The organism is Xanthomonas campestris pv. asclepiadis (assembly GCF_020784175.1).
Taxonomy (GTDB): domain Bacteria; phylum Pseudomonadota; class Gammaproteobacteria; order Xanthomonadales; family Xanthomonadaceae; genus Xanthomonas; species Xanthomonas campestris_D.
The window spans coordinates 12,523-37,886 of the sequence record NZ_JAJGQM010000007.1 but is presented as its reverse complement, the minus strand read 5'-3'; the positions used below and the strand labels follow the sequence as shown (position 1 = coordinate 37,886).

Annotated in this window: 14 protein-coding genes and 1 pseudogene; 8 read left to right on the top strand and 7 right to left on the bottom strand. The window is 65.8% G+C overall.

Features of this window, described 5'->3' with window-relative positions:
* Positions 1–249: 249 nt before the first annotated feature.
* The 3 genes and pseudogenes from LL972_RS05260 to LL972_RS05250 form a co-directional block, all read right to left on the bottom strand.
* Positions 250–2,565 carry a protein-disulfide reductase DsbD family protein gene (locus LL972_RS05260; RefSeq protein WP_228326689.1) on the bottom strand — a complete coding sequence of 772 codons (2,316 nt, stop codon included), beginning with the start codon at positions 2,563–2,565 and terminating at the stop codon, positions 250–252.
* Positions 2,566–2,570: 5 nt separating this feature from the next.
* A pseudogene (cutA, locus tag LL972_RS05255) lies at positions 2,571–2,902 on the bottom strand (divalent-cation tolerance protein CutA).
* A 260-nt stretch (positions 2,903–3,162) separates the two neighbouring features.
* On the bottom strand, positions 3,163–4,974 hold the full coding sequence (locus tag LL972_RS05250; protein ID WP_228326688.1) for an endonuclease: 1,812 nt from the start codon (positions 4,972–4,974) through the stop codon (positions 3,163–3,165).
* 575 nt (positions 4,975–5,549) lie between these two features.
* Between LL972_RS05250 and LL972_RS05245 the strand changes: the two genes are divergently transcribed.
* The 3 genes from LL972_RS05245 (at position 5,550) to yghX (ending at position 8,851) form a co-directional block, all read left to right on the top strand.
* The gene (locus LL972_RS05245; RefSeq protein ID WP_003483210.1) at positions 5,550–5,837 is read left to right on the top strand and encodes a co-chaperone GroES; all 288 of its coding nucleotides are present in this window, start codon (positions 5,550–5,552) and stop codon (positions 5,835–5,837) included.
* A 136-nt stretch (positions 5,838–5,973) separates the two neighbouring features.
* A complete protein-coding gene (gene groL, locus LL972_RS05240) occupies positions 5,974–7,614 on the top strand; it encodes a chaperonin GroEL (protein WP_011035771.1) in 1,641 nt (546 codons plus the stop codon).
* Positions 7,615–7,963: 349 nt separating this feature from the next.
* Positions 7,964–8,851, top strand: coding sequence for a YghX family hydrolase (yghX, locus tag LL972_RS05235; protein ID WP_228326687.1), 888 nt, complete (start codon positions 7,964–7,966; stop codon positions 8,849–8,851).
* Between the two features lie 155 nt (positions 8,852–9,006).
* On the opposite strand, the gene xopX is transcribed toward yghX, so the two are convergent.
* Complete coding sequence (gene xopX, locus LL972_RS05230; protein ID WP_228326686.1) at positions 9,007–11,121, bottom strand: XopX family type III secretion system effector; 2,115 nt, start codon at positions 11,119–11,121, stop codon at positions 9,007–9,009.
* Between the two features lie 432 nt (positions 11,122–11,553).
* Between xopX and LL972_RS05225 the strand changes: the two genes are divergently transcribed.
* On the top strand, positions 11,554–14,442 hold the full coding sequence (locus LL972_RS05225) for a TonB-dependent receptor plug domain-containing protein (RefSeq protein ID WP_228326685.1): 2,889 nt from the start codon (positions 11,554–11,556) through the stop codon (positions 14,440–14,442).
* Between the two features lie 72 nt (positions 14,443–14,514).
* On the opposite strand, the gene yjjJ is transcribed toward LL972_RS05225, so the two are convergent.
* Entirely contained in the window at positions 14,515–15,891 is a 1,377-nt protein-coding gene (yjjJ, locus tag LL972_RS05220; protein WP_228326684.1) for a type II toxin-antitoxin system HipA family toxin YjjJ, read from the bottom strand.
* Positions 15,892–16,022: 131 nt separating this feature from the next.
* Here yjjJ and LL972_RS05215 point away from each other — a divergent pair, with 131 nt between their 5' ends.
* Positions 16,023–16,430, top strand: coding sequence for a hypothetical protein (locus tag LL972_RS05215; RefSeq protein WP_228326683.1), 408 nt, complete (start codon positions 16,023–16,025; stop codon positions 16,428–16,430).
* A gap of 187 nt (positions 16,431–16,617) precedes the next feature.
* On the top strand, positions 16,618–17,691 hold the full coding sequence (locus tag LL972_RS05210) for a 3-deoxy-7-phosphoheptulonate synthase (protein WP_228326682.1): 1,074 nt from the start codon (positions 16,618–16,620) through the stop codon (positions 17,689–17,691).
* 123 nt (positions 17,692–17,814) lie between these two features.
* Here the strand turns inward: LL972_RS05210 and LL972_RS05205 are convergent, their stop codons facing one another.
* Positions 17,815–18,231 (bottom strand): hypothetical protein, encoded by a 417-nt coding sequence (locus LL972_RS05205; RefSeq protein ID WP_228326681.1) that lies wholly within the window; start codon positions 18,229–18,231, stop codon positions 17,815–17,817.
* A 161-nt stretch (positions 18,232–18,392) separates the two neighbouring features.
* Positions 18,393–19,907, bottom strand: a complete 1,515-nt coding sequence (locus LL972_RS05200) for an acetyl-CoA hydrolase/transferase family protein (RefSeq protein ID WP_228326680.1) — start codon at positions 19,905–19,907, stop codon at positions 18,393–18,395.
* A 400-nt stretch (positions 19,908–20,307) separates the two neighbouring features.
* Between LL972_RS05200 and LL972_RS05195 the strand changes: the two genes are divergently transcribed.
* Together LL972_RS05195 and LL972_RS05190 are read left to right on the top strand one after the other, a co-directional pair.
* Positions 20,308–22,485 (top strand): hypothetical protein, encoded by a 2,178-nt coding sequence (locus tag LL972_RS05195; protein ID WP_228326679.1) that lies wholly within the window; start codon positions 20,308–20,310, stop codon positions 22,483–22,485.
* A gap of 205 nt (positions 22,486–22,690) precedes the next feature.
* Entirely contained in the window at positions 22,691–25,102 is a 2,412-nt protein-coding gene (locus LL972_RS05190) for a hypothetical protein (RefSeq protein ID WP_228326678.1), read from the top strand.
* Positions 25,103–25,364 lie beyond the last annotated feature (262 nt).

Genomic DNA, 25,364 nt, shown 5'->3' with positions numbered 1-25,364 from the left:
GAATCACCATGGGGCGTAGTGCAGCGCATCCATTCGCGAAAGTGGTGCGTTCGCTGCCGTGCGTCCTGGCCCCTGCTGCTATCTGTCGTGCTGTCGCGTGGCATGCTCGGCAACGCCGGCCGGTGTTCGCCGGCATCCAGTCACTTCAGCGCCGATCGGCGCTCGCTCCCTTCATCATCGACCCATGCCGTCCATGCATCAGGCGGCCGTTCGAGCCGGCGTGCCGGCCCGCGGGTCTGACCGACCGGCTCATCTAGCCGCGCGCAGCAATGCATCCTCGGTGATCGCGTTGGTCAGCACGGTCGGCAGCACCGCCGGCGGTGCGCCGGGGCCGTAGACCACGTACAGCGGCACGCCGACGGCCTGGTGCTGGTCGAGGAAGGCGCTGATCCTGGGGTCGACGTTGGTCCAGTCGCCTTTCATGTAGACCGCGTCGACGCGGCGCAGCGCGTCGCGGAAGTCGGCGCTGCTCAGCACGTTCTTCTCGTTGGCCTTGCACGTCACGCACCAGTCGGCGGTCATGTTGACGAACACCACGCGGTTGTCGGCGCGCAGGCGGTCCAGCAGCTGCGGCGAGAACGCCACCACGCCTTCGGCGGCGGTGGCGGCCGGCAGGCGCAGGCGGGTGACCCCGACCACCGGCACGATCGCCAGCACCAGCATCACCGCGGCCAGGCCCATGCCGATGCGGTGGCTCTTCCAGCGGCTGCGCTCGAAGCAGAACAGGCCCAGCGCCAGCAGGGTGGCACCGACCAGCATCAGCGCCAGCGCGTCCACGCCGCGCTGCTTGCCCAGCACCCACAACAGCCAGATCGCGGTGAGATACATCGGGAACGCCAGCACCTGCTTGAGCGTTTCCATCCACGCGCCGGGCGTGGGCAGGCGCCGCGCCAGCGAGGGAATGAAGCCGATCAGCAGGAACGGCAGCGCCAGGCCCAGGCCCAGCGCCAGGAACACCAGCATCGCCAGCAGCGCCGGGGCGGTGAAGGCATACGCCAGTGCGGTGCCCATGAACGGGGCGATGCACGGGCTGGCGACCACGCAGGCCAGCACGCCGGTGAAGAAATCACCCAGCGGGCCATTGCGCGACGCCAGCGACTGGCCGATGCCACCCAGGTTGCTGCCCAGCGTGAACACGCCCGATAGGCTCAGGCCCACCGCAAACATCAGATAGGCCAGCGCCGCGACGAACCACGGCTGCTGCAGCTGGAAGCCCCAGCCGGCTGCCTGCCCGGCCGCACGCAGGCCGATCACCAGCGCGCCGATCGCCGCAAACGACACCAGCACGCCCAGCGAATACCAGATTGCATGGCTGCGCGCGTGGCTGCGGCTTTCGCCGCTGTGGGCCAGGCCCAGCACCTTCAGCGACAGGATCGGCAGCACGCAGGGCATCAGGTTCAGCACCAGCCCGCCGAGCAGGGCCAGCACCAGCATCGCCAGCAGGCCCTTGTCGGTATGCGGTGGCTGGGTGCGTTGCGGATTGTCGGCCGAGGCATCTGCGGCCGGCGCTGCAGTCGCCGCGGGCGTCGGAGCCGGCTCCGCAGGCAGCTGCCCGGCGGGCAGCGGCGAAATCATCAGCGGTGCCGCCTGCGCCTGGTTCTGCGGCGACACCGTGCCGGCAGGTAGCTCCAGCGCCACGCGGCGGGTCATCGGCGGGTAGCAGATGCCGTCGGTCTGGCAGCCCTGGAAGGTCGCCACCAGGGTCGCCTTGACCGGGTCGGCGTGCTCGCGCAGCAGCGGCAAGGTGACTTCGGCCTGGTCGAAATACACCACCACATCGCCGAAATGCTCATCGCGGTGCGCCTTGCCCTGCGGCCAGCGCGGCAGCCCCGGACGCACGCCGCCGGCGCCTTCCAGGGCCAATGAGGTGCGGTCGCGATAGATGTAGTAGCCGGGCGCGGGGGTGAAGCGCAGCAGCAGGCTGTTGCCATCGCCGACGATCGCTTCGAAGCTGAAGGCCTGCTCGGCCGGCAGCGGCAGCGCGTCCACGCCGGCGGCCTGGCCGGGGCTGCCGAACAGGCGCGGAGACGCCGGTGCGCGCGGCACCAGCGAGCCCAGGTTTTCGCGCTGTGCGGCCGGTGCGGCGGCGACGGGCGAGGCCGAGACAGCGGAAGCATCGGGCAGGGTCACGCGCAATTCGCGGTGCTGCGGCGGGTAGCACACGCCGGCATCGGCACAGCCCTGGTACTGCACCTGCAACACGGCAGTCTGCAGCGTGGGCTCGGCCTTGCCGGCCAGCCTGGCCTGCAGTTGCTTGCGGTAGGTCTGCACCTGGCCGAAGAACTCGTCGTGCTTGCTTTCGCCTTCCGGCAGCGCCAGCTCGCCGGCGGCGAACCCCTGCCCGGATTTGACGCTGATGCGGTGGCGATACAGGTAGTAGCCCGGCGCGATCTTCCAGCGCAGCGCGATGCTGTCGCGGCTGTCGGCGGTGGCGCTCAGGGTGAAGGCCTGATCCACCGGCAGCAGGTCGGCTTCGGTGACGGCGGCCTGCGCGGGCAGGGGCGCCAGCGCCAGCGGCGCGGCCAGCAGTGCGCAGCGGGCGATCCAGCGGGACAGAGACTTCATGGACGTCAGGTTTCCTTGCGGGTTTCGGCCCGGACCCATCGAGATATGCCGGCAGCCCGGCGCTGGCTTGGACCGCGATCGCCTCCGGCAGTTCATACGGATGCAGTGCCTGCAGCCGCGCGATGGCGTCCGGCAGGCGGTCTTCCCAGGTCTTGATCAACAGCTGCACTTCCTGGCTGCGCTCGATCGCCCCGTTCCAGCGGTACAGCGACTGCACGCCGGGCAACTGGGTGACGCAGGCGGCCAGGCGTTCGTCCAGCAGCGCGCACGCAATGCGCTCGGCGCTGACGGCATCCGGGCAGGTGCTGAACAACAGATGGAGGGAAGCGGCGCTCATGTGACCGCGCAGTGTAATCCCCTGTCTGCGGGGGATCGACCGCGGATTCCGGAACGGGGCGTTAACTTCGCCAAGCCTGGCGATGCCCGCGACTCGGCGGCCCGACCGTGCAAGGACGCGATGGCGATGTGCCGGATGAAGGGTACAACGTCGGACGTCGCGGGCCGGCGGCCGCGCGCGTTCGCCGCGTGGGCGATGGTGTGGGTTGCCGCCGCAGGCCGACGACCGGCCCGACGCCTTGCGCGCCGGGCCGGGCTGGATCAATTGGCCAGCTGGCAGCTGGCCGGCTTGGCCGAGGTGAACAGGCTCGACGTCGCCCACTCGGGGTGGTCCACGAACGGATTGCGGTTGCCCTGGAAGCTGAAGATCACCTGGTTGCGGGCGCGCTCGGCATCGTCCGGCGGGTCGGCCTGGTGCCAGGCCAGCAGCGTGGACAGCAGGCCCATGTAGGCCGGCGAGGCCGAGGTCTGCACGATCTTGCTGCGGTCGTCGGTGAGCTCCAGGTCCGGCTCGGACTGCCCGGTGGCCGCGTCGGTGCCGCCTTCATAGCGGATCGCCATGTACATCACCGCACGCGCCATGTCGCCCTTGCGCTTGCCCCACACCTCAAAGGTGCCGCCGTTGCCGTCGGGAGTGCGCACCCAGTTGGAATTGCCCGGATAGCGCCCGCTGCCGCCGCCACTGCCGTCGTTGACCTCGGTGACCCGCTCGCCGCAGCTGCTGGTGCAGGCCGCGTAAGGCTTGTTGCCGCGGTCGGCGTTGAAGGCGGTGTCGGTCAGATACAGCATGTGGGTGTCGGTGTAGGGCGCATACGGCAAGCCCTTGTCGCCGCTGGCGCTGCCAAAGCCCAGTGAGTTGGGCCAGGTGTGCTCGCGGTTGTAGGTCAGCCCGCTGCCGGTGCCGGCGCGGTCACTGCCCTTGGCGTAGCTGCGGTTGCGGTAGGCGTCCAGGATCCGGCCACTGTTGTTGGGATCCTCGTCGGCCATTTCCAGGATGGTCCAGGTGCTGGTGCCCGAGCCGCTGTACGGATAGACCGTGTGGCCCTTGATCACGGTGTGCAGCGAGCAGCGCAACTGGCTGGCATTGGCGGTGTTGACCCGCGCGTAATAGCCGGTACCGCCGCCGCTGGCGGTGGCTACGGTGAAGGCGATGGACTGGTTGGCGGCCGGGCTCAGCCCGTTGGCATCGCGGATGGCGCTGGCGGTGATCGCCAGGGTGCAGCGCTCGCCACCCACCAGCGCGGTATTGGTGGACAGGCTGAAGCGGGTGCCGCTGGTCGGGTAGCTCAGTGCCACCGTGCCGGAGCTGGCGCAGCTGAGCGCGAAGGCGCCGCTGCCCAGCGTCACCGCCTCGCTGAAGCCCACGCTCAGGTCGCCCGCGGCGGGGAAGCCGGTCGCGCCCTGGGTCGGGGTGGTGCTGGTGATCGTCGGTGCGGCGCCGGGCTCGCCGCCACCGCCGCTGCCGTTGAAGCTCTGGCCGCGGTTGCACGCGCCGAAGGTCTGCGCCGACGAGCCGGCCCAGCTGAAGTTGGCCGCGCTGCTGCCGGTGCCGGTCAGTTGCAGCGAACTGCCGACCGCGCTGCTGTTGCTCTCGCTGACCGGCAGGTTCTGGCTGGTCACGCCGGCGGCGGGGCCGCCGCTGCCGGTGATGGCGCCTTCGTAGCTGAGGAACTGCACCAGCTGCCCGTTGGGGTCGACCAGCGCCACGCCGTCGTTGGGCCCGTTCTGCACGCCGTTGCTGGCATAGCTGACCGTGGCCACGCGCACCTGGCTGCCGCAGTTGACCAGGCTGCCGGCCGGCACCGCGGTGTTGGCATAGACCGTCGCCGCATTCGGCGCGCTGCCGTTGTACAGATAGATGCGGTAGCCGCTCAGCGATTCGCCGGCGGTGGCCACCACTTCCACGGCTTCGCCGCTGTCGCCGGAGGCGCCCGCGTCGTCGTAATGCAGTTCGTTGATGAACACCGCCGCGTGGGCAGCAGGGGCGGCCAGCGCGAAGGCACAGGCCAGGGGAAGCGCGCAGCGCAGGGACCAGCTCAGGGGGGAAACACGGGCATGGGACGGCAACCTCATCGACAGCTCCTTGTGATCGGGGAATGCGTTGCCGACTGTAAGACGTGCGCATGACAATCGGTGGAACCTGGTTCCATTTTTAGTGCGGCTGACCCGGCGACTGCTTTTGCTGCCCAGTGCTCACAGACCACAGCCCAGTGCCCAGTGCCCACAACCCACAACCCACAACCCACAACCCACAACCCACAACCCACAACCCACAACCCACAACCCACAACCCACAACCCACAGCCCACAGCCCACAGCCACAGCCACAGCCACAGCCACAGCCACAGCCACAGCCCACAGCCCACAGCCCACAGCGCCAGGCGCAGTCCGTTCCAAACCCGCTCTGTCCGCAGCAACCTGGCGACCGCTCGCCAACTCTTGTCAGCTGCTCTGCCGCTCTTGGACTGGACTGCCCGGCGAAAAAATTTTTGCCCCCAGCCCTTGAAAGCTGGCCACACAGCACAATCTCTGGCCCGCACCCGCTCTGTCGGGTTTTTTCCGCGCGCTGTGCTGGCAGTCGTCACATACGAGTGCTAACATCGCCGATAATTTCCAGACCAATCAATCACTTAAGAGGGTCTTTCTCTATGAGCATCAAGCCGCTTCACGACCGCGTTGTAGTCAAGCCGATCGAAGCCGACGAAGTTTCCGCCGGCGGCATCGTGATCCCGGACTCCGCCAAGGAAAAGTCCACCAAGGGTGAAGTCGTCGCCATCGGCGCCGGCAAGCCCCTGGACAACGGCAGCCTGCGCGCGCCGGTGGTCAAGGTCGGCGACAAGGTCATCTACGGCCAGTACGCCGGCAGCAGCTACAAGTCCGAAGGCGTCGAGTACAAGGTGCTGCGCGAAGACGACATCCTGGCGGTCATCGGCTGATAGCCGTTGCCGGCGGGATTCGGGAGTGGGGATTCGGGATTGGCCACTGCGCTTTGCGCAGCTGATCCCGCATCTCCCCCGAACCCCGCTCTAGCCAATCCCCAATCCCCAATCCCAAATTCCGGAGTTACAACCAATGGCTGCTAAAGACATTCGTTTCGGTGAAGACGCACGTACCCGCATGGTTCGTGGCGTCAACGTGCTTGCCAATGCCGTCAAGGCCACCCTGGGCCCGAAGGGCCGCAACGTCGTGCTCGAGAAGAGCTTCGGCGCGCCGACCATCACCAAGGACGGCGTTTCCGTCGCCAAGGAAATCGAACTGGCTGACAAGTTCGAGAACATGGGCGCGCAGATGGTCAAGGAAGTCGCTTCCAAGACCAACGACAACGCCGGCGACGGCACCACCACCGCCACCGTGCTGGCCCAGGCCCTGATCCGCGAAGGCGCCAAGGCCGTGGCCGCCGGCATGAACCCGATGGACCTCAAGCGCGGTATCGACCAGGCCGTCAAGGCCGCCGTCATCGAGCTGAAGAACATCTCCAAGCCCACCACCGACGACAAGGCGATTGCCCAGGTCGGCACCATCTCGGCCAACTCGGACGAATCGATCGGCAACATCATTGCCGAAGCGATGCAGAAGGTCGGCAAGGAAGGCGTGATCACCGTTGAAGAAGGCTCGGGCCTGGAAAACGAGCTGGACGTGGTCGAGGGCATGCAGTTCGATCGCGGCTACCTGTCCCCGTACTTCATCAACAACCAGCAGAGCCAGTCGGCCGACCTGGACGACCCGTTCATCCTGCTGCACGACAAGAAGATCTCCAACGTGCGCGACCTGCTGCCCGTGCTGGAAGGCGTGGCCAAGGCCGGCAAGCCGCTGCTGATCGTCGCTGAGGAAGTCGAAGGCGAAGCGCTGGCGACTCTGGTGGTCAACACCATCCGTGGCATCGTCAAGGTCGTGGCCGTCAAGGCACCGGGCTTCGGCGACCGTCGCAAGGCGATGCTGGAAGACATGGCCGTGCTGACCGGCGGCACCGTGATCTCCGAGGAAGTGGGTCTGGCGCTGGAGAAGGCCACGATCAAGGACCTGGGCCGCGCGAAGAAGGTGCAGGTCTCCAAGGAGAACACCACCATCATCGACGGCGCCGGCGACTCGGCCACGATCGAAGCCCGCGTTGGCCAGATCAAGACCCAGATCGAGGACACCTCGTCCGATTACGACCGCGAGAAGCTGCAGGAGCGCGTGGCCAAGCTGGCCGGTGGCGTTGCAGTGATCAAGGTCGGCGCCTCGACCGAAATCGAAATGAAGGAAAAGAAGGCCCGCGTTGAAGACGCCCTGCACGCTACCCGTGCAGCCGTCGAAGAAGGCGTGGTCCCGGGCGGCGGTGTGGCCCTGGTGCGTGCGCTGGTGGCCGTCGGTAACCTGACCGGTGCCAACGAAGACCAGACCCACGGCATCCAGATCGCCCTGCGCGCGATGGAAGCCCCGCTGCGCGAGATCGTGGCCAATGCCGGCGAAGAGCCGTCCGTGATCCTGAACAAGGTCAAGGAAGGCACCGGCAACTACGGCTACAACGCGGCCAACGGCGAGTTCGGCGACATGGTCGAGTTCGGCATCCTGGATCCGACCAAGGTCACCCGTTCGGCGCTGCAGAACGCAGCCTCGATCGCCGGCCTGATGATCACCACCGAAGCCATGGTGGCCGATGCACCGAAGAAGGACGAGCCGGCGATGCCGGCCGGCGGTGGCATGGGCGGCATGGGCGGCATGGATTTCTGATCCACGCCACTTGGCTGTTGCATCACAAAGGACCCCGCCGAAAGGCGGGGTTTTTTATGGGCGTCGACATGTGGGGAGGCCGATGTGTCGCTGAAATCACGACATGGGCTGCGCGCGCTGTTTGTAGTAGTCCGCTTGCGCCGGCGAGGCCTAGCCGATCGCGTTGGGCGTGCCGTGGTGGTCTTCCGGGTTGTCGCCCCATTGCGAACTACGCTTGCTTGCGTCGCTGCAGGCGCATCGGCATGCTCGGCTGGATGCGGTGTTGTGTCGTAAGACTGATGCCGCTTGCTGCGCTGCGTATGTGCGCGCACTTGCGCACGCAGTCCAGCCATCCCTCAGGAGAACGCCGATGCGCCGTCTGACTGCTCAGGATTTCCACCCCGATCTGCTCGCGCTGTACGACGGCTATGTGCACGGCAAACTCAGTCGGCGCGATTTTCTCGACCGCGCCGCCGCGTTCGCGGTGGCCGGGTTGAGTGCGGCGGCGATCCTGGAATCGCTGAGCCCCGACTACGCGCTCGCCACGCAAGTGGAGTTCACCGACCCGGACATCGTGGCCGAGTACATCACCTATCCCTCGCCCAACGGCCATGGTCAGGTGCGCGGCTATCTGGTGCGGCCGGCCAAGGTCACCGGCGCGGTGCCGGGCGTGGTGGTGGCGCACGAGAACCGCGGTTTGAACCCGTATATCGAAGATGTCGCGCGGCGGGTGGCCAAAGCCGGCTTTGTTGCACTGGCACCGGATGGCCTGAGTTCGGTGGGCGGGTATCCCGGCAACGACGAAAAGGGCCGTGCGCTGCAGGCGCAGGTTGATCCGACCAAGCTGATGAACGACTTCTTCGCCGCAGTGGAATTCTTGATGAGCCGCGAACGCACCACCGGCAAGGTCGGTATCACCGGCTTCTGCTATGGCGGCGGTGTGGCCAATGCGGCGGCGGTGGCGTATCCCGAGTTGGCGGCGGCGGTGCCGTTCTATGGCCGTCAGCCCACCGATGCCGAGGTTGCCCGCATCCGTGCGCCACTGCTGCTGCATTACGCCGCGGAAGACGAACGCGTCAATGCCGGCTGGCCGGCGTACGAGGCCGCGCTCAAGGCGCAGCACAAGGTCTATCAGGCCTACGTGTATCCGGGCACCAACCACGGCTTCCACAACGATTCCACCCCGCGTTACGACAAGGCGGCGGCAACGCTGGCCTGGGATCGCACCATCGCGTGGTTCCGGCGATACCTGGTGTGAGTGGGCCGGTGCGGTAGTCGGGGTGATCGCGCGTGGCAAAGCCCTCGCGTTGGCTGTTGCATCACACAAGAGACCCCGCCGAAAGGCGGAGCCTCCTGTGTGCGCCCACTGCTGCGCAGGTGGGTGCTGGCAGCCCATTGCCGTTGCTTGGAATGTCAGGGCGAACGCGCTGTGGGTGTTGTTGCGCGATCGCTGCGTGGGTGCGGTTGCGCAATCGCTTCCGGTTCCGGGGAGGCGGTCTGCACCGCGACTCCGGCGGCCTCGTCCATCTCGGCGACTTCGGAGATTTCGGTGATCGTCACGCTGCTGCCGGGCCTGGTCTGCGCAGCCGCACCCGCGTCCTCGATCACTTGCAGCGCGATATCTCCGACCATCTGCTGGTACTGCTGCGCCTGTTCCTGCTTCAGACTTGCCACGTAACTCTCCGTGTCTTGTAAGTTCTGGACCAGCTCTTCGGGCGAGGACGGCATGCGGGTTGCGAGCGGAGTGCCATCGGGTCCCTCGAACACCCGCATGACCTGACGTCCGCCCCAGTTCATCGCCAGTTCCGCGCCACGCGCCATTGGGCCAGGCATCGTCATCGACATCAGCGACATGATTGCGCCTGCGTAGTAGGGCGATGCGGACGATGCTTCGATCAGACTCTTGTCTGCGAATGTCTTGGACAGCTTCTCCACACCCAGCGCCAGCGCCATGACCATGCTCCCGGAGCACATGGCCTTGAAGCGCTCCATCGTGTCCTGGCGGGTCGCGTGCTTGTTCAATGCCGACTGCATCATCACGGTCGTCACCACCGCGGAGTCGGCTAGCAGGTCCACCGTGCCGATCCGATCCGGTTGGATCAGGTAGACGGTCAGCCCGGTCACGCCGGCACCCAGCAATGCCAATGCCAATTTGGAAGAGAAATCCTGGTTGGTCGGTTGGCGCGGGATGGTGGTTGGCTGGTCCTGGTCGACTTGCAGCGCAGTGCTCAGGCGCTTGCTGCACTGATCGAGCGTCTCCAGCAGATGCGTGCATTGAGCATTCAGCGTGCGGGTGAGTTCGTGTCCTGTGCCGGGTTCGGTGAAGTTTCGGCGCGCTTGTTGAAAAGCGTCGCGGCCGTTCTCCAGAGCGGCACAGATCTCGTTAAGGCGCGCGCGCAGTTGATCGCTGATCTGTCCGGGCGTCAGGCGCGCGCGCAGCCGCTGAGCTTGCGTCTGAAGGCCGACACGGTCCGCGATACTCGCGCCCAGGTGGGAGACGCCATGCTGCATTCGATTGCCGAGTGCGTTGAGGCTGTTCCAGAGGAAAGGCGTCAGCACCATCGCTGTGCAGGCCGTCGATGCGGCTGCGGCAAATCCCAGGTTGTTTTCCACCGCTTCGGCCTGCTGTCGCATGGACGGGTTGCCGAATTTCTTGGGGAGCTCGGTGGTGAGGAACAGCCCGTTGAGCAGGATGGCGTAAAAATGCATTTCATTGGCTTCGCGCCCCAGCTGCCCGCCCATCAGCGGGAACGGAAGCCCGTCGGCGGTGGGGCGCAGCGCCGATGCCGATAGACTCATCACGCCCTTGGTTGCTGCGGCAATGGAATAGGCGAAGGTCTTGGCCTGGTTGGCAAGCAGCGGACTGGGCACTATGAGGGGCCAGAGATTGACCAGATTGGCCAGCGACTTCAGCGCCCGCCCGGGCGCAGGTGTTCCGTGTTCCAGCGGTTGCAGCGCGTCTTCCACGGCTTTGATGTCGCCGAGCAATTGCTGACGGAAGCGTGCTTCCAGACGGGGCGCCGCTTTGATGGCGTCGCGCAGCTGCGTGATCTGCTGGCGGCACGCGGCCAGGCTGTGGGGCGCGACCTGTTCCGGATCGGTGTGGCGCACCATCTGCAGAAATGCCGGATCGTCTGCATGGATCTGCAGCATGGTGCGCAGATCTGCCAGCGACCAGAGGTTGGAAGCGGCCTTGGACACTGCAGCGGAGGCGTGTTGCGCGCCGGTCGCCAGCGCGGAGTTTGCGCGCGCGGTAAGCGTTGCGGCAGTGGACAGGGCAGTCGGCCGTGCCGCGTGCGACGCCTGCGGTGTTGGCGATGATGGTTTTACGGGCGATGTCGGCGCGGAATTGTCAGACGAGGTGCCTGACCGGCTGCGAGGGGCAAGCGCCGATAACGCCGGGTTGACCGGGGTTGGTGAAGGTGATGTCGCAGGCTGCAGCTCCACGGTAACTTCATCGCACTCTTGAGCGTTCTGCAACTCGGCTGGCGAGGACGGGCCTGCCGACTGAGCTTTCTTGATCTCCATCGGATATCTCCGTTAGGTGGGGGACACCAAATCGCGGTATTTGGTGTTCTTTCATGATCCGCACGAGAGCACCTGGCTCAAACGGATCTGCGAACTGGCGCGCGGCCACCGGAAGTGCCCGACCAGGCGGTGACAACGGTAGCGAAGCTCTAACGTATCGATTCCGGTGCAGCCGGCTGCGCATGGATGGGCACGCTGTGATCCGATCAGACGTCTGCAGCACAACAGCGATGGATTGTTTTGAGGCGGCTATCACATATTTATTTCATCGTATTGACACCGATGTCATCACAACCCTAGCGTCGCTGGGCAGGCGCTTGCGCCGAACGGTCGGGGGGCCATCGGACAGGGGGCGGCGATGCGGTGCATCGCTCGCAGGCGTCGTTGCAGTGGAACGCCACGCCGGCCATGCCGGCCTCTCCCGGGGATCTTATGAACTGCCGCAGTCATCGCCTTGCCTTGTCGATTTCCTTGTCGCTTGCCCTGTCTACCGCCGCGCAATCGGCCGCTGCCCAGCAGGCCGAGCCGGATCAATCACGCGCCCCATCCACCCTGGACGCAGTCAGCGTCACCGGCTCGCGCATCAAGCGCGCGCAGGTCGAAGGCACGCAGCCGGTGGTCACCATCTCCGCACAGCAGATCCAGCACGAGGGCTTTGCCACCGTCTACGACGTGCTCAACAGCATGAACCAGCAGGGCTCGGTGGAGGCCGATACGCAATGGGGCTCGCACACGCCCAATGCCTCGCCGATCAACCTGCGCGATCTGGGGCCGGGCCGCACGCTGCTGCTGGTCAACGGCCACCGCGTGGCCGATTACCCGCTGCCGTACGGCGGCGAAAGCAACTTTTCCAACTACAGCAACATCCCCTCCGCGGCGGTGGAGCGCATCGACATCCTGACCGGCGGCGCCTCGGCGATCTACGGCTCGGACGCGGTGGCCGGCGTGGTCAACGTGATCCTCAAGCGCGACTACCAGGGTGACCAGGTGCGCCTGCGCGGCGGCACCGCCACTGAAGGCGGCCGCGACAGTTTCGACGTGTCATGGGCAGGCGGGCGCACCGGCGAAAACTGGAGCCTGACCTACGCGCTGCAGGCCACCCGGCGCGATCCGCTGAGCGGGCGCGATCGCCCGCAGATGGACGACTCCGACGACATGTCCTATTCCAACTGGACCGGCCAGAACCGCCGCTACGGCTTCAACCCGTTCACCGGCCTGAGCCTGGTCGATGCCAACACCAGCGAACGCCTGGCGCCACCTGCCGGCACCTGCGCGCGCTTCGGCGGCGAGTTCATCGACGGGCAACGGCTGAGCTACGACCAGAACACCGGGGTGGTCACCAATGCCGGCGATTACTGCGGCGTGGCGCGCGACTACGGCGACTGGGGGCTGGTCACCGGCAGCGAGGATTATTCGGCCTATCTCTACGGCACCTGGAAATTCGGCGAGCACACCGAAGCCTGGGCCACGCTGTCGGCCAACCGCAGCATCGGGCGCTGGACCTACGACCCGCCGTACGCGTATCTGGGCCCGTTCCAGGATGCGGCCACCGGGCGATCGTTGAACCTGATCCGTCAGCTGACCCGGCGCGAGGCCGGTGGCTGGGATCGGCTGGCCAACTACAACAAGGAGCAGTCCTGGGACCTGAGCGCCGGCTTGCGCGGGGCGTGGGCGGACCGCTTTGACTGGGAGTTGAGCGTGGGCCGCTCGCGCTACACGGTGGACGAATACGTGCGCACCGTGGATACCGCGCGCGCCACCGATTATTTCCTCGGCAGCCCCATCGGCACCGCCTCCGATGGCACGCCGATCCATGCGATCAACCAGGCGCGCCTGTATGCGCCGCTGTCCTCGAGCGAGTACGACGACCTGGTGGCCAAATCGCACAACTCGGCCTATTCGTGGGTGAACCAGGCCAGTTTCAGCCTCAGCGGCGATCTGGTGCAGGGCTGGGCCGGGCCGATCCGCTTCGCCACCGTGGCCGAAGTCGCCAAGCAGGGCTACCAGCTGTCGCCCGACCCCTGCGCCAACGAATGCTACCCGGTCGATGTGGTGGACAGTGGTGGTGGCGAGCGCCTGCGCAGTTCGGCCGGGCTGGAATTCCAGATCCCGCTGCTATCGACGTTGAGCGCCAACATCGCCGGTCGCTACGATCGCTATGGCAGTTACCGTTCCTCGGCCGCGATTGCGACCGATGTCGGCACCCAAAGCGACACCACCTGGAGCGCAGGCCTGGAGTGGCGGCCGGTCGAGAGCCTGTTGTTGCGCAGCACGCTGGCCACCAGCTTCCGCGCGCCTGACATGCACTACGTGCTCGGCGAACCCAGCTCCACCAACCAGACCGTGATCGACCAGTACCGCTGCATCACCTCTGGCGCGTATCAGACCGGCGGCTGCAACGACGAGAACAGCAACATCTACTACACCGTGGATGTGAACCGTCGCGGCACCCCGGATCTGCGCTCGGAAACCGGCCGCTCGTTCACCGGCGGGGTGGTGTGGGACATCGTGCAGGGCCTGTCGCTGAGCGTGGATTACTACCGCATCGAGCTGGAGGAAATGATCAAGGATCTGGACCGCGACGAGATTCTCTCGGCCGAAGCCGGCTGCCGCACCGGCACCACCATCAGCGGCGGCGCCTGGAACAATCCCGGCGGTGCCGGCTATTGCGACACCATCACCTCGCGCGTGCTGCGCAATGCCGATGGCACCATCGCCAGCATCGAGCGAGGCCCGATCAACCTGGCGCAGATGGAAACCTCCGGCATCGACGCCGCGCTGAAATACCGGCTTGTCACCGCGGGTTGGGGCAACTTCCAGCTGTCGCTGGACTACAACAGCCTGCTGGCCTATCGCGAGCAGATCTACCGCACCGACAGCGATGAAAACCGCCGCGACGAACGCGTGCGCAGCCGTGTGCGGGGCAGCGTGCATTGGGACAACGGCGGCGCCTGGGACTGGACGGTGTACTTCCGCCGGCTCGGCTCCATGCGCGCGGTCAACTGGGGCACCTGCGCGCGTTTCGATGATGGCTACCAACCCAGTGCCGCCGACGAATGCGTGGTCACCGATACCGCCAACGTGCATCTGGGCGAGAGCAGCAAGCGCTACTTCGGCCGCGTCGGCCCGGCGATCTACTGGAACCTCAGCACCGGCTACAAGATCACCGACCACGCCAAGGTCAACTTTTACGTCAACAACGTGTTCAACGAAGTGGGCTACGAGAACAAGGAGCGCTTTTACGGCTATGGCTTCTACAACACCACGCTGTTCAACCCGATCGGCCGCGAAGTGGCGGCGGAATACGTGTTTACGTTCTGATTGACGTGGCAGCCGCATCGCACGTCACGGTGTTGTTGCCGTGGCGTGTGCTGCGCTGTTGAAGCGACATGGTCAGGCAAGGCGTGACGCGGTCCGACGCAGGCTTGCCAAGGCGCGTGTGGCGATACCGCGCATCTGTTCACTCACGTTGTCGTTGTCAATGGCCTGCTGCCAGAACTGCTCGGCCATCGCGGCGGCGCGTCGCCACTGTGCAAATTGGCTGACACCGGGTGGTGGAATCTCGATGTCTCTGTGCACCACTTCGCCGCTGGATGCTGGGCGCAGCGCCATTGGTAACATGTCGTACACCGGGGCAAGCTTCAGGGGCAGGGTGTCGGCAAGCACAAGCGCGGCATTGCCCAAGTGCATGTCGGTGTTGCCGATAAGGGTGCCGAACCAACTGATCACTTCCAGGCGCTCGGTATCTTCCGTACCTAGCCATCCATCGCGCTTGAGCAGTGGGGCGAGTGTTCGCCAGCTGCTGACATCCAGGTCGCCGTAAAAAGCGGCAAAGAGCGACATTAGCGGAACGAATCCGCGTCTGCCCAATGCAGGCGTCCGATCAAAGCGTGTTGATTCGAGAAAGACGCGCCCACCGGCCTGCACGATCTGTGTCGCCGCCGCGGGGATTCCGCCGGCAACCAGAACCTGGCTCGCCAAAGATTCCAGGTACAACAGATCGGCCCAACGTCTGCCGGTCGGATGATCGGTCCGGTCGGAGAACTTGACGATCACGGCGCGGTACGCCCCATGTTCTTGCAGCACTGCAGTGAACTTCGGCTGCTCGCCAGCGGCTGAGGAGCCGACGGCCTCGCCACGTAATGCAGCTTCTGCGCAGCTGAGATATTCCTCCGGGCGAGCTTGTAGGTCGATGTACCCAGGCTGTTCGATCGCTTCCAAGGCGAGAGCCAACGCGCGCTCGCCGATCAGCAGGTCACCAAGCTGGTCGTGCCCATCCGACAGCATGGCCACCAGGTTGTCGCTGGGCGACCATTGCGCCAGGTTGTCCGGCAGCCGCAACGGCCCGGCGACACGGTGCGCCAGGTTGCGCCCGAGAAATCCTTGGGGCCGTTGGTCATCGATAAACCACGGCAGCGATTCAAATATGCCGGTGTCCAATGGCGGATGCAGCAGGACGGGGTTGCCCTGCAGGAGCTCCACAAAGAAATGGTCGTTGTGGAGCGCGAGCAGTTGGCCAAGCGGTACGACGCGGGCTTCTGCGTCGATTCGATAGAGCGGCCACGCGCGCTCGCCCCGTATCGCACTGGTGGCCACGTAGCCGGTGGCGCGCGCCTTGCCATAACGCAGCACCGCAGTGCCTGCGCTTGCGACCAGGCGAGACAAGGTTGGCCGGCTCACGTCCAGACGCGCCGCGAGATCGGCCCCACGCATGGGTCCGTTGACGCGCAGCGTACTGATCAGGCGCCCGACCGCGTCGGGAGGAGGCATGAGAGACTCGCAATGAAACGATACTTGAAGCGGTACTAAAGCATAAATCAATCCTTAAGCCAATGATCAAGTTCGATTTATTCGTCTTCAGGATGCCGCTCGATGTTGATCGATGAAACGATATTTCTGGCATGGAACTGGCTTTGCGGCAGCCAGTCGAGGCAAAGGGTAGGTGCGCAGGCCGCAGCTTGTTCAGCGTCTTCATGCGCGGGACCGTTCGACATCACGAGGCTGTCGGTGCAGTGAGTGATGCGCTGCGCAAGAGCGTCCGGCGCAGTCGGATCCAACCCGCATCCGGCAATGCTGGGCGCGTGATCGCACGCACCGTGCAGGCATTACGGGCCCGCAACGTCAAAATCATGCAGGCCAACGATCATGCGATGTGTGAGGTAATGCGCAGCCCATGCGGCGTGGAGTGGCAGCGATGCACCCGCGACCGCAGTTGCGTTGATGCATCGCCGATCGCAGCGCTGCAACGTTCCGTTGCCGATGAAACAGTGGCAACGGCCAAACGTGCGTGGTATCAATGCACCCAATGAACGCACCCCGCAGCCAGTTTTATTTTTGGTACTACGGTTTTCCGATGCCGCTGGCGGAGGACGGATTGCGCTCACCCTGAAGAAATCTTCAGCAGCATTCCCGAAAAGCCGCCAGCGCACACTGGCGGCTTTTTTGTTGCCGCCGCGCCTGGCTCCCTGATGCAACACCGCCCACCGAGACACTGTTATGCCGCCTGTGACCGATGACCTGCGTATCCGCAAGATCGAAGCCCTTGCCCCGCCCTCGCAGCTGCTGTCGCTGCTGCCCTGCGACGAGCGTGCTTCGGAGACCGTGACCAATTCGCGCGCCGCCCTGCACGCCATCCTGCATGGCCGCGACGACCGCCTGGCGGTGGTGATCGGGCCCTGTTCGATCCACGACCCGGTCGCGGCGATGGACTACGCGCACCGCCTGCGCCCATTGCGCGAGCAGTTCGGTGATGCGCTGGAGATCGTGATGCGGGTGTACTTCGAAAAGCCACGCACCACCATCGGCTGGAAGGGCCTGATCAACGATCCGGACCTGGATGGCAGCTTCCAGATCAACAAGGGCCTGCGGGTGGCGCGCGGTCTGCTGCGCGACATCAACAATCTCGGTCTGCCGGCCGGCGTGGAATTTCTCGACATCATCTCGCCGCAGTACATCGCCGACCTGGTGGCCTGGGGCGCGATCGGCGCGCGCACCACCGAAAGCCAGGTGCATCGCGAAATGGCCTCGGGCTTGTCGTGCCCGGTGGGCTTCAAGAACGGCACCGGCGGCGACGTCAAGATTGCGGTGGATGCAGTCGGTGCGGCCTCGCACCCGCATCATTTCCTGGCCGTCACCAAGGACGGCCACACCGCGGTGGCCGCGACGGCGGGCAATCCGGATTGCCATGTGATCCTGCGCGGCGGCAAGCAGCCCAACTTCGACGCGGCCAATGTGGAGGCGGCCAGCCAGGTGCTCACTAAATCCGGCTTGCCGGCGCGCCTGATGATCGATGCCAGCCATGCCAACAGCGGCAAGAATCCCGAGAACCAGCCCAAGGTCATCGACGACATCGCCAGGCAGCTGGAAGGCGGCGAGACGCGCATCGTCGGCGTCATGGTGGAGAGCCACCTGGTCGGCGGACGCCAGGAGCTGGTGCCCGGCTGCGCACTGACCTACGGCCAGAGCATCACCGACGGCTGCCTGGGCTGGGACGCTTCGGTGCAGGTGCTGGAGCGCCTGGCGACGGCCGTACGTGCACGTCGTGCAAGGCGGGTTGCCGAAGCTGCGTGATCGGCGAGGCAGTGGGGTGAGACTACGCGGCTTCGCGCGTACCCTCATCCGGCGCTATGCGCCACCTTCTCCCGCAGGGAGAAGGGAGAAGCCCCTCTCCGTTCGGGGCGAATGGCGATAGATTCAAAGCGCATTCCAACCGAACTGCAGCACCTCAACGCGCAGCATACTCAACGCTCCGCACGTTCCATTCAATGCTCCGTATATGCCAAGCGCAATGCGTCCAGAACGTAGTGCATCCAGAACAGCGCTTGCTTGCGGCGACAAGCGGCTAACAAAACTGTCGAGCAGCCTGGCGATGAACACAGTTGTGTTGATGGCCGCTTCGAAACAAGAACGCCGGGCCGGCGCAGGGAGCCGGCCCGACGGATTGGACACCACCCAGTGATGACCCGTCGCGCCCAGCGACAGGAGGGGGAGAGAGCCGTCCTGCCGCCGAATGCGAGCGGGCAGGAACGTTATCCGCCACATGCGTGACATCCCGATGTCGCAGCATGCCGGCGCCAGCAATGAAGTTCGCGAAGCGTTAAACGCCAGCATGACAACCGCGCTCTGACCTCTGCAACGGCGGCCAAAGCACCGTCCAGCATCGAAGTTCTTCCAAGCCACCTATCGCGCCGTGGCGATGGGGCTACAACTGCCGATTCCCGATTCCCGATTCCCGATTCCCGATTCCCGATTCCCGATTCCCCAATCCCCGCTCATCCCAACATATCCCCGGTCTCCAACCAGCGCTGATGCCACGACAGCGCCTCGGTCAGCAGATGCGGGGTGTGCTTGCCATAGCTGTCGCGATTGGCGCGCGCCACATACTCTTCCAGCGCATCGCGGTAGCGCGGATGTACGCAGTGATCGAGCAACTGGCGTGCGCGTTGCTTGGGTGTGAGGCCGCGCAGATCGGCCAGGCCTTGTTCGGTGACGATCACCGAGACATCGTGTTCGGTGTGGTCGACATGGCTGACCATCGGCACGATCGACGAGATGCTGCCGGCCTTGGCGATGCTGGGGCTCAGGAAGATCGACAGGAAGCCGTTGCGGGCAAAGTCGCCGGAGCCGCCGATGCCGTTCATGATGCGGCTGCCCATCACGTGGGTGGAATTGACGTTGCCGTACAGGTCGGCCTCGATCATGCCGTTCATGCCGATGCAGCCGAGCCGGCGCACCAGCTCCGGATGATTGGAAATCTCCTGCGTGCGCATGATGATGCGCTGCCGGTAGAAATCGATATTGCGCTTGAACTCCTCGTTGCCCTCCGGGCTGAGCGCAAAACCGGTGCACGAGGCATAGCGCAGCACGCCATCGCGCAGCAGCGCGAGCATGCCGTCCTGGATCACTTCGGTGAACGCTTCCAGGTCGCGGAAGCCGCTGCGTGCAAGCCCCGCCAGCACCGCATTGGGAATATTGCCCACGCCCGATTGCAGCGGCAGCAGGCTGGCCGGCAACCGGCCCTTGCCCACTTCATGACGCAGGAACGCGATCAGGTGCTCGGCGATGCGTTCGCTGCTGTCGTCGGCAGCAGCGAACGGACTGTTGCGGTCCGGGCCATGCGTGCGCACCACTGCCACGATCTTGTCCGGATCGCAGCGCAGGCCGGGCTCGCCGATGCGGTCGTCGCCATGCACCAACGGGATCGGCTTGCGCTGCGGCGGCAGCGCAGTGCCGTAGTACACGTCGTGCATGCCATCCAGGCCGGCCGGCTGCCAGTCGTTGACTTCGATGATCACCTTGCTGGCCAGGTCCAGCCAGGTCTTGTTGTTGCCGATCGAGGTGGACGGCACCAGACTGCCGTCGGCGCGGATCGCCGAGACTTCCACCACGGCAGTATCGATCTGCCCGTAGAAACCGAACCACACGTGTTGGGCGACGTGGCTGAGATGGATGTCGATATAGTCCAGCGTGCCGGCGTTGATGCGTTGGCGCGCGTCGGGGTCGGACTGGAACGGCATGCGCATGGCGATGCCGTCGGCCTTGGCCAGTGCGCCGTCCAGTTCCGGCGCGGTGGACGCGCCGGTCATCAACTTGATCTGGAACGGCTGGCCCTGCAGATGCGCCGCTTCGATGCGCTGCGCCAACGCCATCGGCACCGCCTTGGGGTAACCGGAGCCGGTGAAGCCGCTCATCGCCACGGTCTCGCCGGGCTGGATCAATGCGGCAGCGGCCTCGGCAGAAACCAGGCGCTCGCGCAGCGGCGCGTACAGGATGCGTTCGTCGGACATGGGCGGCACAGCGGGACAGGGGACTGCCATTATCGCCGCTGCATGCGTCGGCCGCGCTGCGACCTTGGTGCAATGCAACTGTGCGGACAGCATCCGACGCGTGCGAAGCGACCTGTTGCGTGGCAGGCCGGGGCGCAACACCTCTGCTGCACTGTCCCGTCTTCGCTACTGCATCCGGGCACTTGCGTATGCGGACTGTCCTTGCCTGCGGCAGGCATGCGGTTGCCTGGTGTGCCCGTGCTGGCCAGCCCTGTCGCGCAGCACCTGCGCTGCGGTGCTGATTGTCAGTGCATCCCCAGTTGCCATGCAGCTTGTCCAGCACTCTGCCAGCCGCCACGTTCACGCCTCGCCGCCAGCGCAACCGCGATAGTGGCGACAGACTCGACTTCTGCCTGCGCCCGTGTCCTCTCTTCGCGACCGCTTCCAGCGCTGGCCCCGGCCATGGCGTATCGCAGTGGTCGTGCTGGTGGCGCTGTATGCGCTGTATCTGCTGGCCGGCAACCTGTTTCTGAACACGCCGCTGTTCGATGCCGTCACCAATCGGCAGCCGCATAAATTCACCATGCAGACCGGCCCGGCACTGACCGTGTTTCCGGGGCAGGTAATGGCCTGGAACGTGCGCATGCGCGGGCAGGCCAACCGCACCGTGTACGTGTTTCACGCCGATCGTGCCAATGCGCGCGTGGCCTTGCTGCCGCTGTTGCGGCGCGAGGTGCGCTTGCCGTGGCTGCACGCCACCGGCCTGAGCGCGGAAGTGGAAACCTCAGACACCCCCATTCCGCCACCGCCGCGCGGCGATCAGGGCTGGACGCTGCGCTTTGATGCGATCACCAGCAACAGCATCCGCAGTGCGCGCCTGGGCAAATTGCTGATTGCCGGGCAGGGCCATGGCAGCGTCGGCTTCCTCAAGCAGCTCAAGGGTGGCCCGTCGGAGCTGTTTCCCTCCGATGCAGGCTTCCGCGATGCGGTGGTCAGCTACGACGGGGTGCAGGTATTCAACGGCGCGCAGCTGGATGCGCAATTCCAGTTTCCGCGCCACTACCGCGACCAGGCGCCGGGCCTGCGCAAGCTCGGCATCACCCATGCGCGCCTGCAGCTGAAGGCCGCTACGGTGGCGTTGAAGATCGACACCGGCGCACCGCATGTGGACATCCGCAGCGGGCCGTCGGCGGCGCGGGTGGAGACCGACATCACGCTGGACCGCGGCACCCTGCAGGAAGGCAGTCATGCGGTCTGGCGCCTGCCGTTGATGGCAGGCGTCGGCGCGACCGATCGCGGCATGCTGGCGCTGCAGCTGGACGTGGCGCGCGACATCCGCGTGCAGGCACGCCTGCCGCGCGACGAGAAGACGGGCAGCGAGCTGCACGCCGATCTGCGCGTTGCCGGGCGCAGCATTCCGTTCCAGGATCCTGCGCAGGTGCTGCCGCGCCTGTCCGGGCAGGTGCGTGGGCGCTGGCAGTTCGAATCGCTGAACTGGATTGCCGAGCTGTTCGTGCGCAAGCCCTGGTTCCAGCTCGCAGGCGGTGGCCTGGTCGAGGCCGATCTGCGGCTGGCGCAAGGCCGGCTAGCCAGCGGCAGCAGCCTGGAGATTCCGCGGGTGGAGGCAGTGGCGCAGGTGTTCGACACGCGGTTGGCCGGTGTCGCCAAGGCGCATGGACGCATCGACGATGCCGCCACGCCGCAGGCGCATCTGGACGTGAGCATCCCCGTCTTCAAGGCCGCGCCGCGCGCTGCGCCCAAACAGATCCTGCTGGATGGCCGCGATCTGCAGCTGGCCATGCATGGCGATGCCGAACTGGCGCGTCTGCGCGACACGCTCAAGGCGCAGCTGCGTTTCAGCGATGCACGCGTGCCCGATCTCACCGTCTACAACCGTTACCTGCCGGGCAAGAACCTGCGCCTGCTCGGCGGCAGCGGCAGCCTGACCGGCGATGTGGCGCTCAATGCCTCCGGCGATGTGGGCAGCGGCCACGCCAACCTGCGCGGGCAGGGCGCGCATCTGGCGCTGGCCGGCGTGCAGATGCGCGGCGATGCCGAATTGCAGGCGCAGCTGCAGCGTGCCGATTTCAAGAACAAGTTCTTCGACCTCAGCGGCACGCGCGTGCGCCTGCGCAATATGCGGGTGGGCGACGACAGCACGGATGCCAACTGGTGGGGGCAGATGCAGGTCGGTGCCGGCACCATCCAGGCCAGCGCACCATTCCAGGTGGATGCCGACGCGGCGATCCGCATGCGCGATATCGCGCCGCTGCTGTCGGTGTTTGCGCAACGCGCCGACTACCCGCGTTGGGTATTGGGCTTGCTGGATTCGGGCGAACTCGACGCCACCGGCAGGGTGCGTTGGCGCAAGCAGCAACTGCTGATCGACGACCTGCATGCGGAGAATGCACGCCTGTCGCTGCGTGCGCGGCTGGCCTTGAATGACGAGCAGCGGCGCGGCGACCTGTATCTGCGCTGGGGCGTGCTGGGCGCCGGGATCGAACTCGATGGCAAGCAACGCCAATGGCACCTGGCCGGTGCACGCGAGTGGTACGACGCGCAGCCGGGATTGCTGCCGGCGGTGTCGAAGGCGAAGTAAGCGGTTCCTTGTTTGAGGCTTGCGTAACGCGGCCAGATTTGCCGTCTTCGAAGAGGTAGTGCGCGCATTGCCGCGCGTGTAGAACATCGACTGCACACCGGGCAGCCTGCCGGTGCCCAGCCGCACTCGCCGCTGCGCACCGCGCTCACGGTTTCCTTGGCACACTGCGTCATGCCGCGTGCGCGGTCTTCAGGAGCCTGCCGTCATGACGATGCCTGTTCGCGCCCGCTGGCAAAGATTGCCCCGCCTGGTGCGTTGGCCATTGCTGGCGTTACTGGTGGTGTACGCAAGCTATCTGCTGCTCGGCAACCTGTTGCTCAACACGCCACTCGGGTCGTCAGCGCTCAATCGCAAGCCGGACAGGTTCACCATGCACTGGGGGCCGGCAATGACCTGGTGGCCAGGCCGTCTGGTGTTGTGGAAGGTGGAGTTGCAAGGCCGCTCGGCACGCACCCGCTGGAACGTCAGCGCGCAGCGCATGAGCGGGCAGGTGCGGTTGTTGCCGTTGTTGCACCGGCAGTTGCTGGTGCCGGAGCTGCATGCGCAAGGTGTGCGTGGTGGCATGCAGGCGGCTGTGCCCACGCCCGGTACCGCAACGCCGCAAGCGCCGGCGCCAGGACCGAATACGCAGGCTGCCGCTCCGCTGACTGGCGCAGCCGGCACGACGACGCCAGCGACCGCAGAAAGCAAGATGTCAACAGGCAAAACAGACATCTCGGCAAGCACGCAGCCGTCCACACGGATGGCTGGTGCAGCCACCAGCACGCCGCCATCGCCTCAGGCTGCCAACATCGCCGGCGGACCGGCGAGTCCGCCATCGGCCGCTCCGGCCTGGACCCTGCAATTCGACCGCATCGTCGCCGATCAGGTCCAGGCAGTGACGCTGCGTCAGCTGCGGATCGAAGGTGATGGTCAGTTGGAGCTGGGCCTGTTCAAGCAATTGCGCGGCGGGCCGATGGAACTGTTTCCCTCGCGGGCGCGCTTCGACAATGCACGGATGCGCTGGGGTGGTAGCGAGGTGCTGCGCAACGGCCAGCTGCGGATCGACGCCAGCATCGCGCGCCATGTACCGGAGCAGGCGCGCGGGCTGGCAGTGCTGCAGCTTGCCGATGCGCAGCTGACCGTGCATGGCGACACCGCGGCACTGGATGTCACACGCAATGCGCAAGGACGCCACACGCTCGCCACACGCGCCGGCAAGGGGCGTGCGGATGGACAGTTGCGCTGGACGCGTGGCAGCTTGCAGCCCGGCAGCCAACTGCAATGGCGCGCACCGCTGCACGATGACACGCGCACGCCGGCTACCCTGCTGGGCGAGCTTGCAGCGCAACTGCAGGTGGATCAGGACATGCATCTGCAAGTCAGCATGCCCGAGCCGGCCGATGCCGGGCTGACGCTGGATGCGGATCTGCGCGTGCAAGGCCGGCAATTGCCGCTGCAATCGATGCGCAACCTGCTGCCGCGCACCTCCGGGCACGCGCGCCTGCACTGGCAGCTGTCCTCGCTGAGCTGGATTCCGGCGCTGTTTCCCGATGTGGACTGGCTGACGCTGGAAGGCGACGGCTTGGTGGATGCGGATCTGCGCATTGATCGCGGCCAGCTCGGTGCCGGCAGTCGCCTGCAGGTGCCGCACGTGCGTGCGCATGTCGGCGTGATGGGGCATGCGATCGATGGGCAGGCCAGCGCCGACCTGCGTGTCGATGCCGATGCCAACGGGCAATTGCTGCCTGCACTCGCGTTGCAGATGCAGCAGTTCTCCATTGCGCACAACGATGCGCCCACGCGCCCGTTCGTGCAGGGCCGCGACCTGCGTCTGGATCTGCAGACGCGCGCCGACGCACGCAACCTGGCCACGCTGCGCGACGCCACGCGCGCGCACCTGCGGTTCGCCAATGCGCGCGTGCCGGATCTGCGTGCCTACAACCGCTATCTGCCGCAGCAGCAGTTGCGCTTCGATGGCGGCAACGGTGTATTGAGCGGCGATCTGCAGATCGAACCCGGCGGCCGCATCGGCAAGGGCGGCCTGCGCATCGGCGCACGTGCGGCGCGGCTGCAGTTTGCCGGCTTGGCACTGCGTGGCGACGTGGATGCGGACCTGCGCCTGCAGCGCGGCGATCTGCGTGCAGAAAACTTCCGCCTCGATGCCAGCACCATCCAGCTGCGCAATGTCGGATTCACCGGGCCCGATGGTCAGCGCCGCGATGGCTGGTGGGCACGCATCGTGCTGGAAGACACCCGCATGCAGTGGCGGCAGCCTGTCGGCGTGGATGGACGCGTGCGCATCCAGGTGCGTGACCTGGCGTTCCTGATGGCGCTGTACGCGCGCGATCGTTCGATTCCGAACTGGATGCTGCGCCTGGTGGATGCAGGCCAGGCGCAGGTGACCGGGCGTGTGCATTGGCAGGGCGACACCGTCATCGTCGATCGGTTGCAGGCGCGCAACGAACGCTTTCAGGTGGATGCACGACTGCGGTTGCAAGGCAGCCAACGCAGCGGCAGCCTGCTTGCGCGCTGGGGTGTGTTGAGCGCGGCCGTAGGCTTGCGCGGCAATACCCCGCAATGGCATCTGCTGCGTGCACCGGAGTGGTATCAGGCCCAGCCCGATCTGCTGCGCTGAGGCTGCCGCGCGCCAACGTGATGTGAAGGAAAAAGCGCCAGTTCTGTACTGCCTGGTGTTGTTTTGCAGTGCAGCGTGCAACTGGCGTTTGGGGCGCGCACTATGCTCCTGCATCCCGACGTGGGGGAGGGAGCAAAGCCCGCTGGCAGTTCGCTGCAAGCGGGCTTTTTTATTTCACGATGACTCCAGCACCGAAAAATCGCTGGACTACGCCAAAGCCAGATACAGCACGTTTATCAATAGCTTAGGCGAGTTCAACATA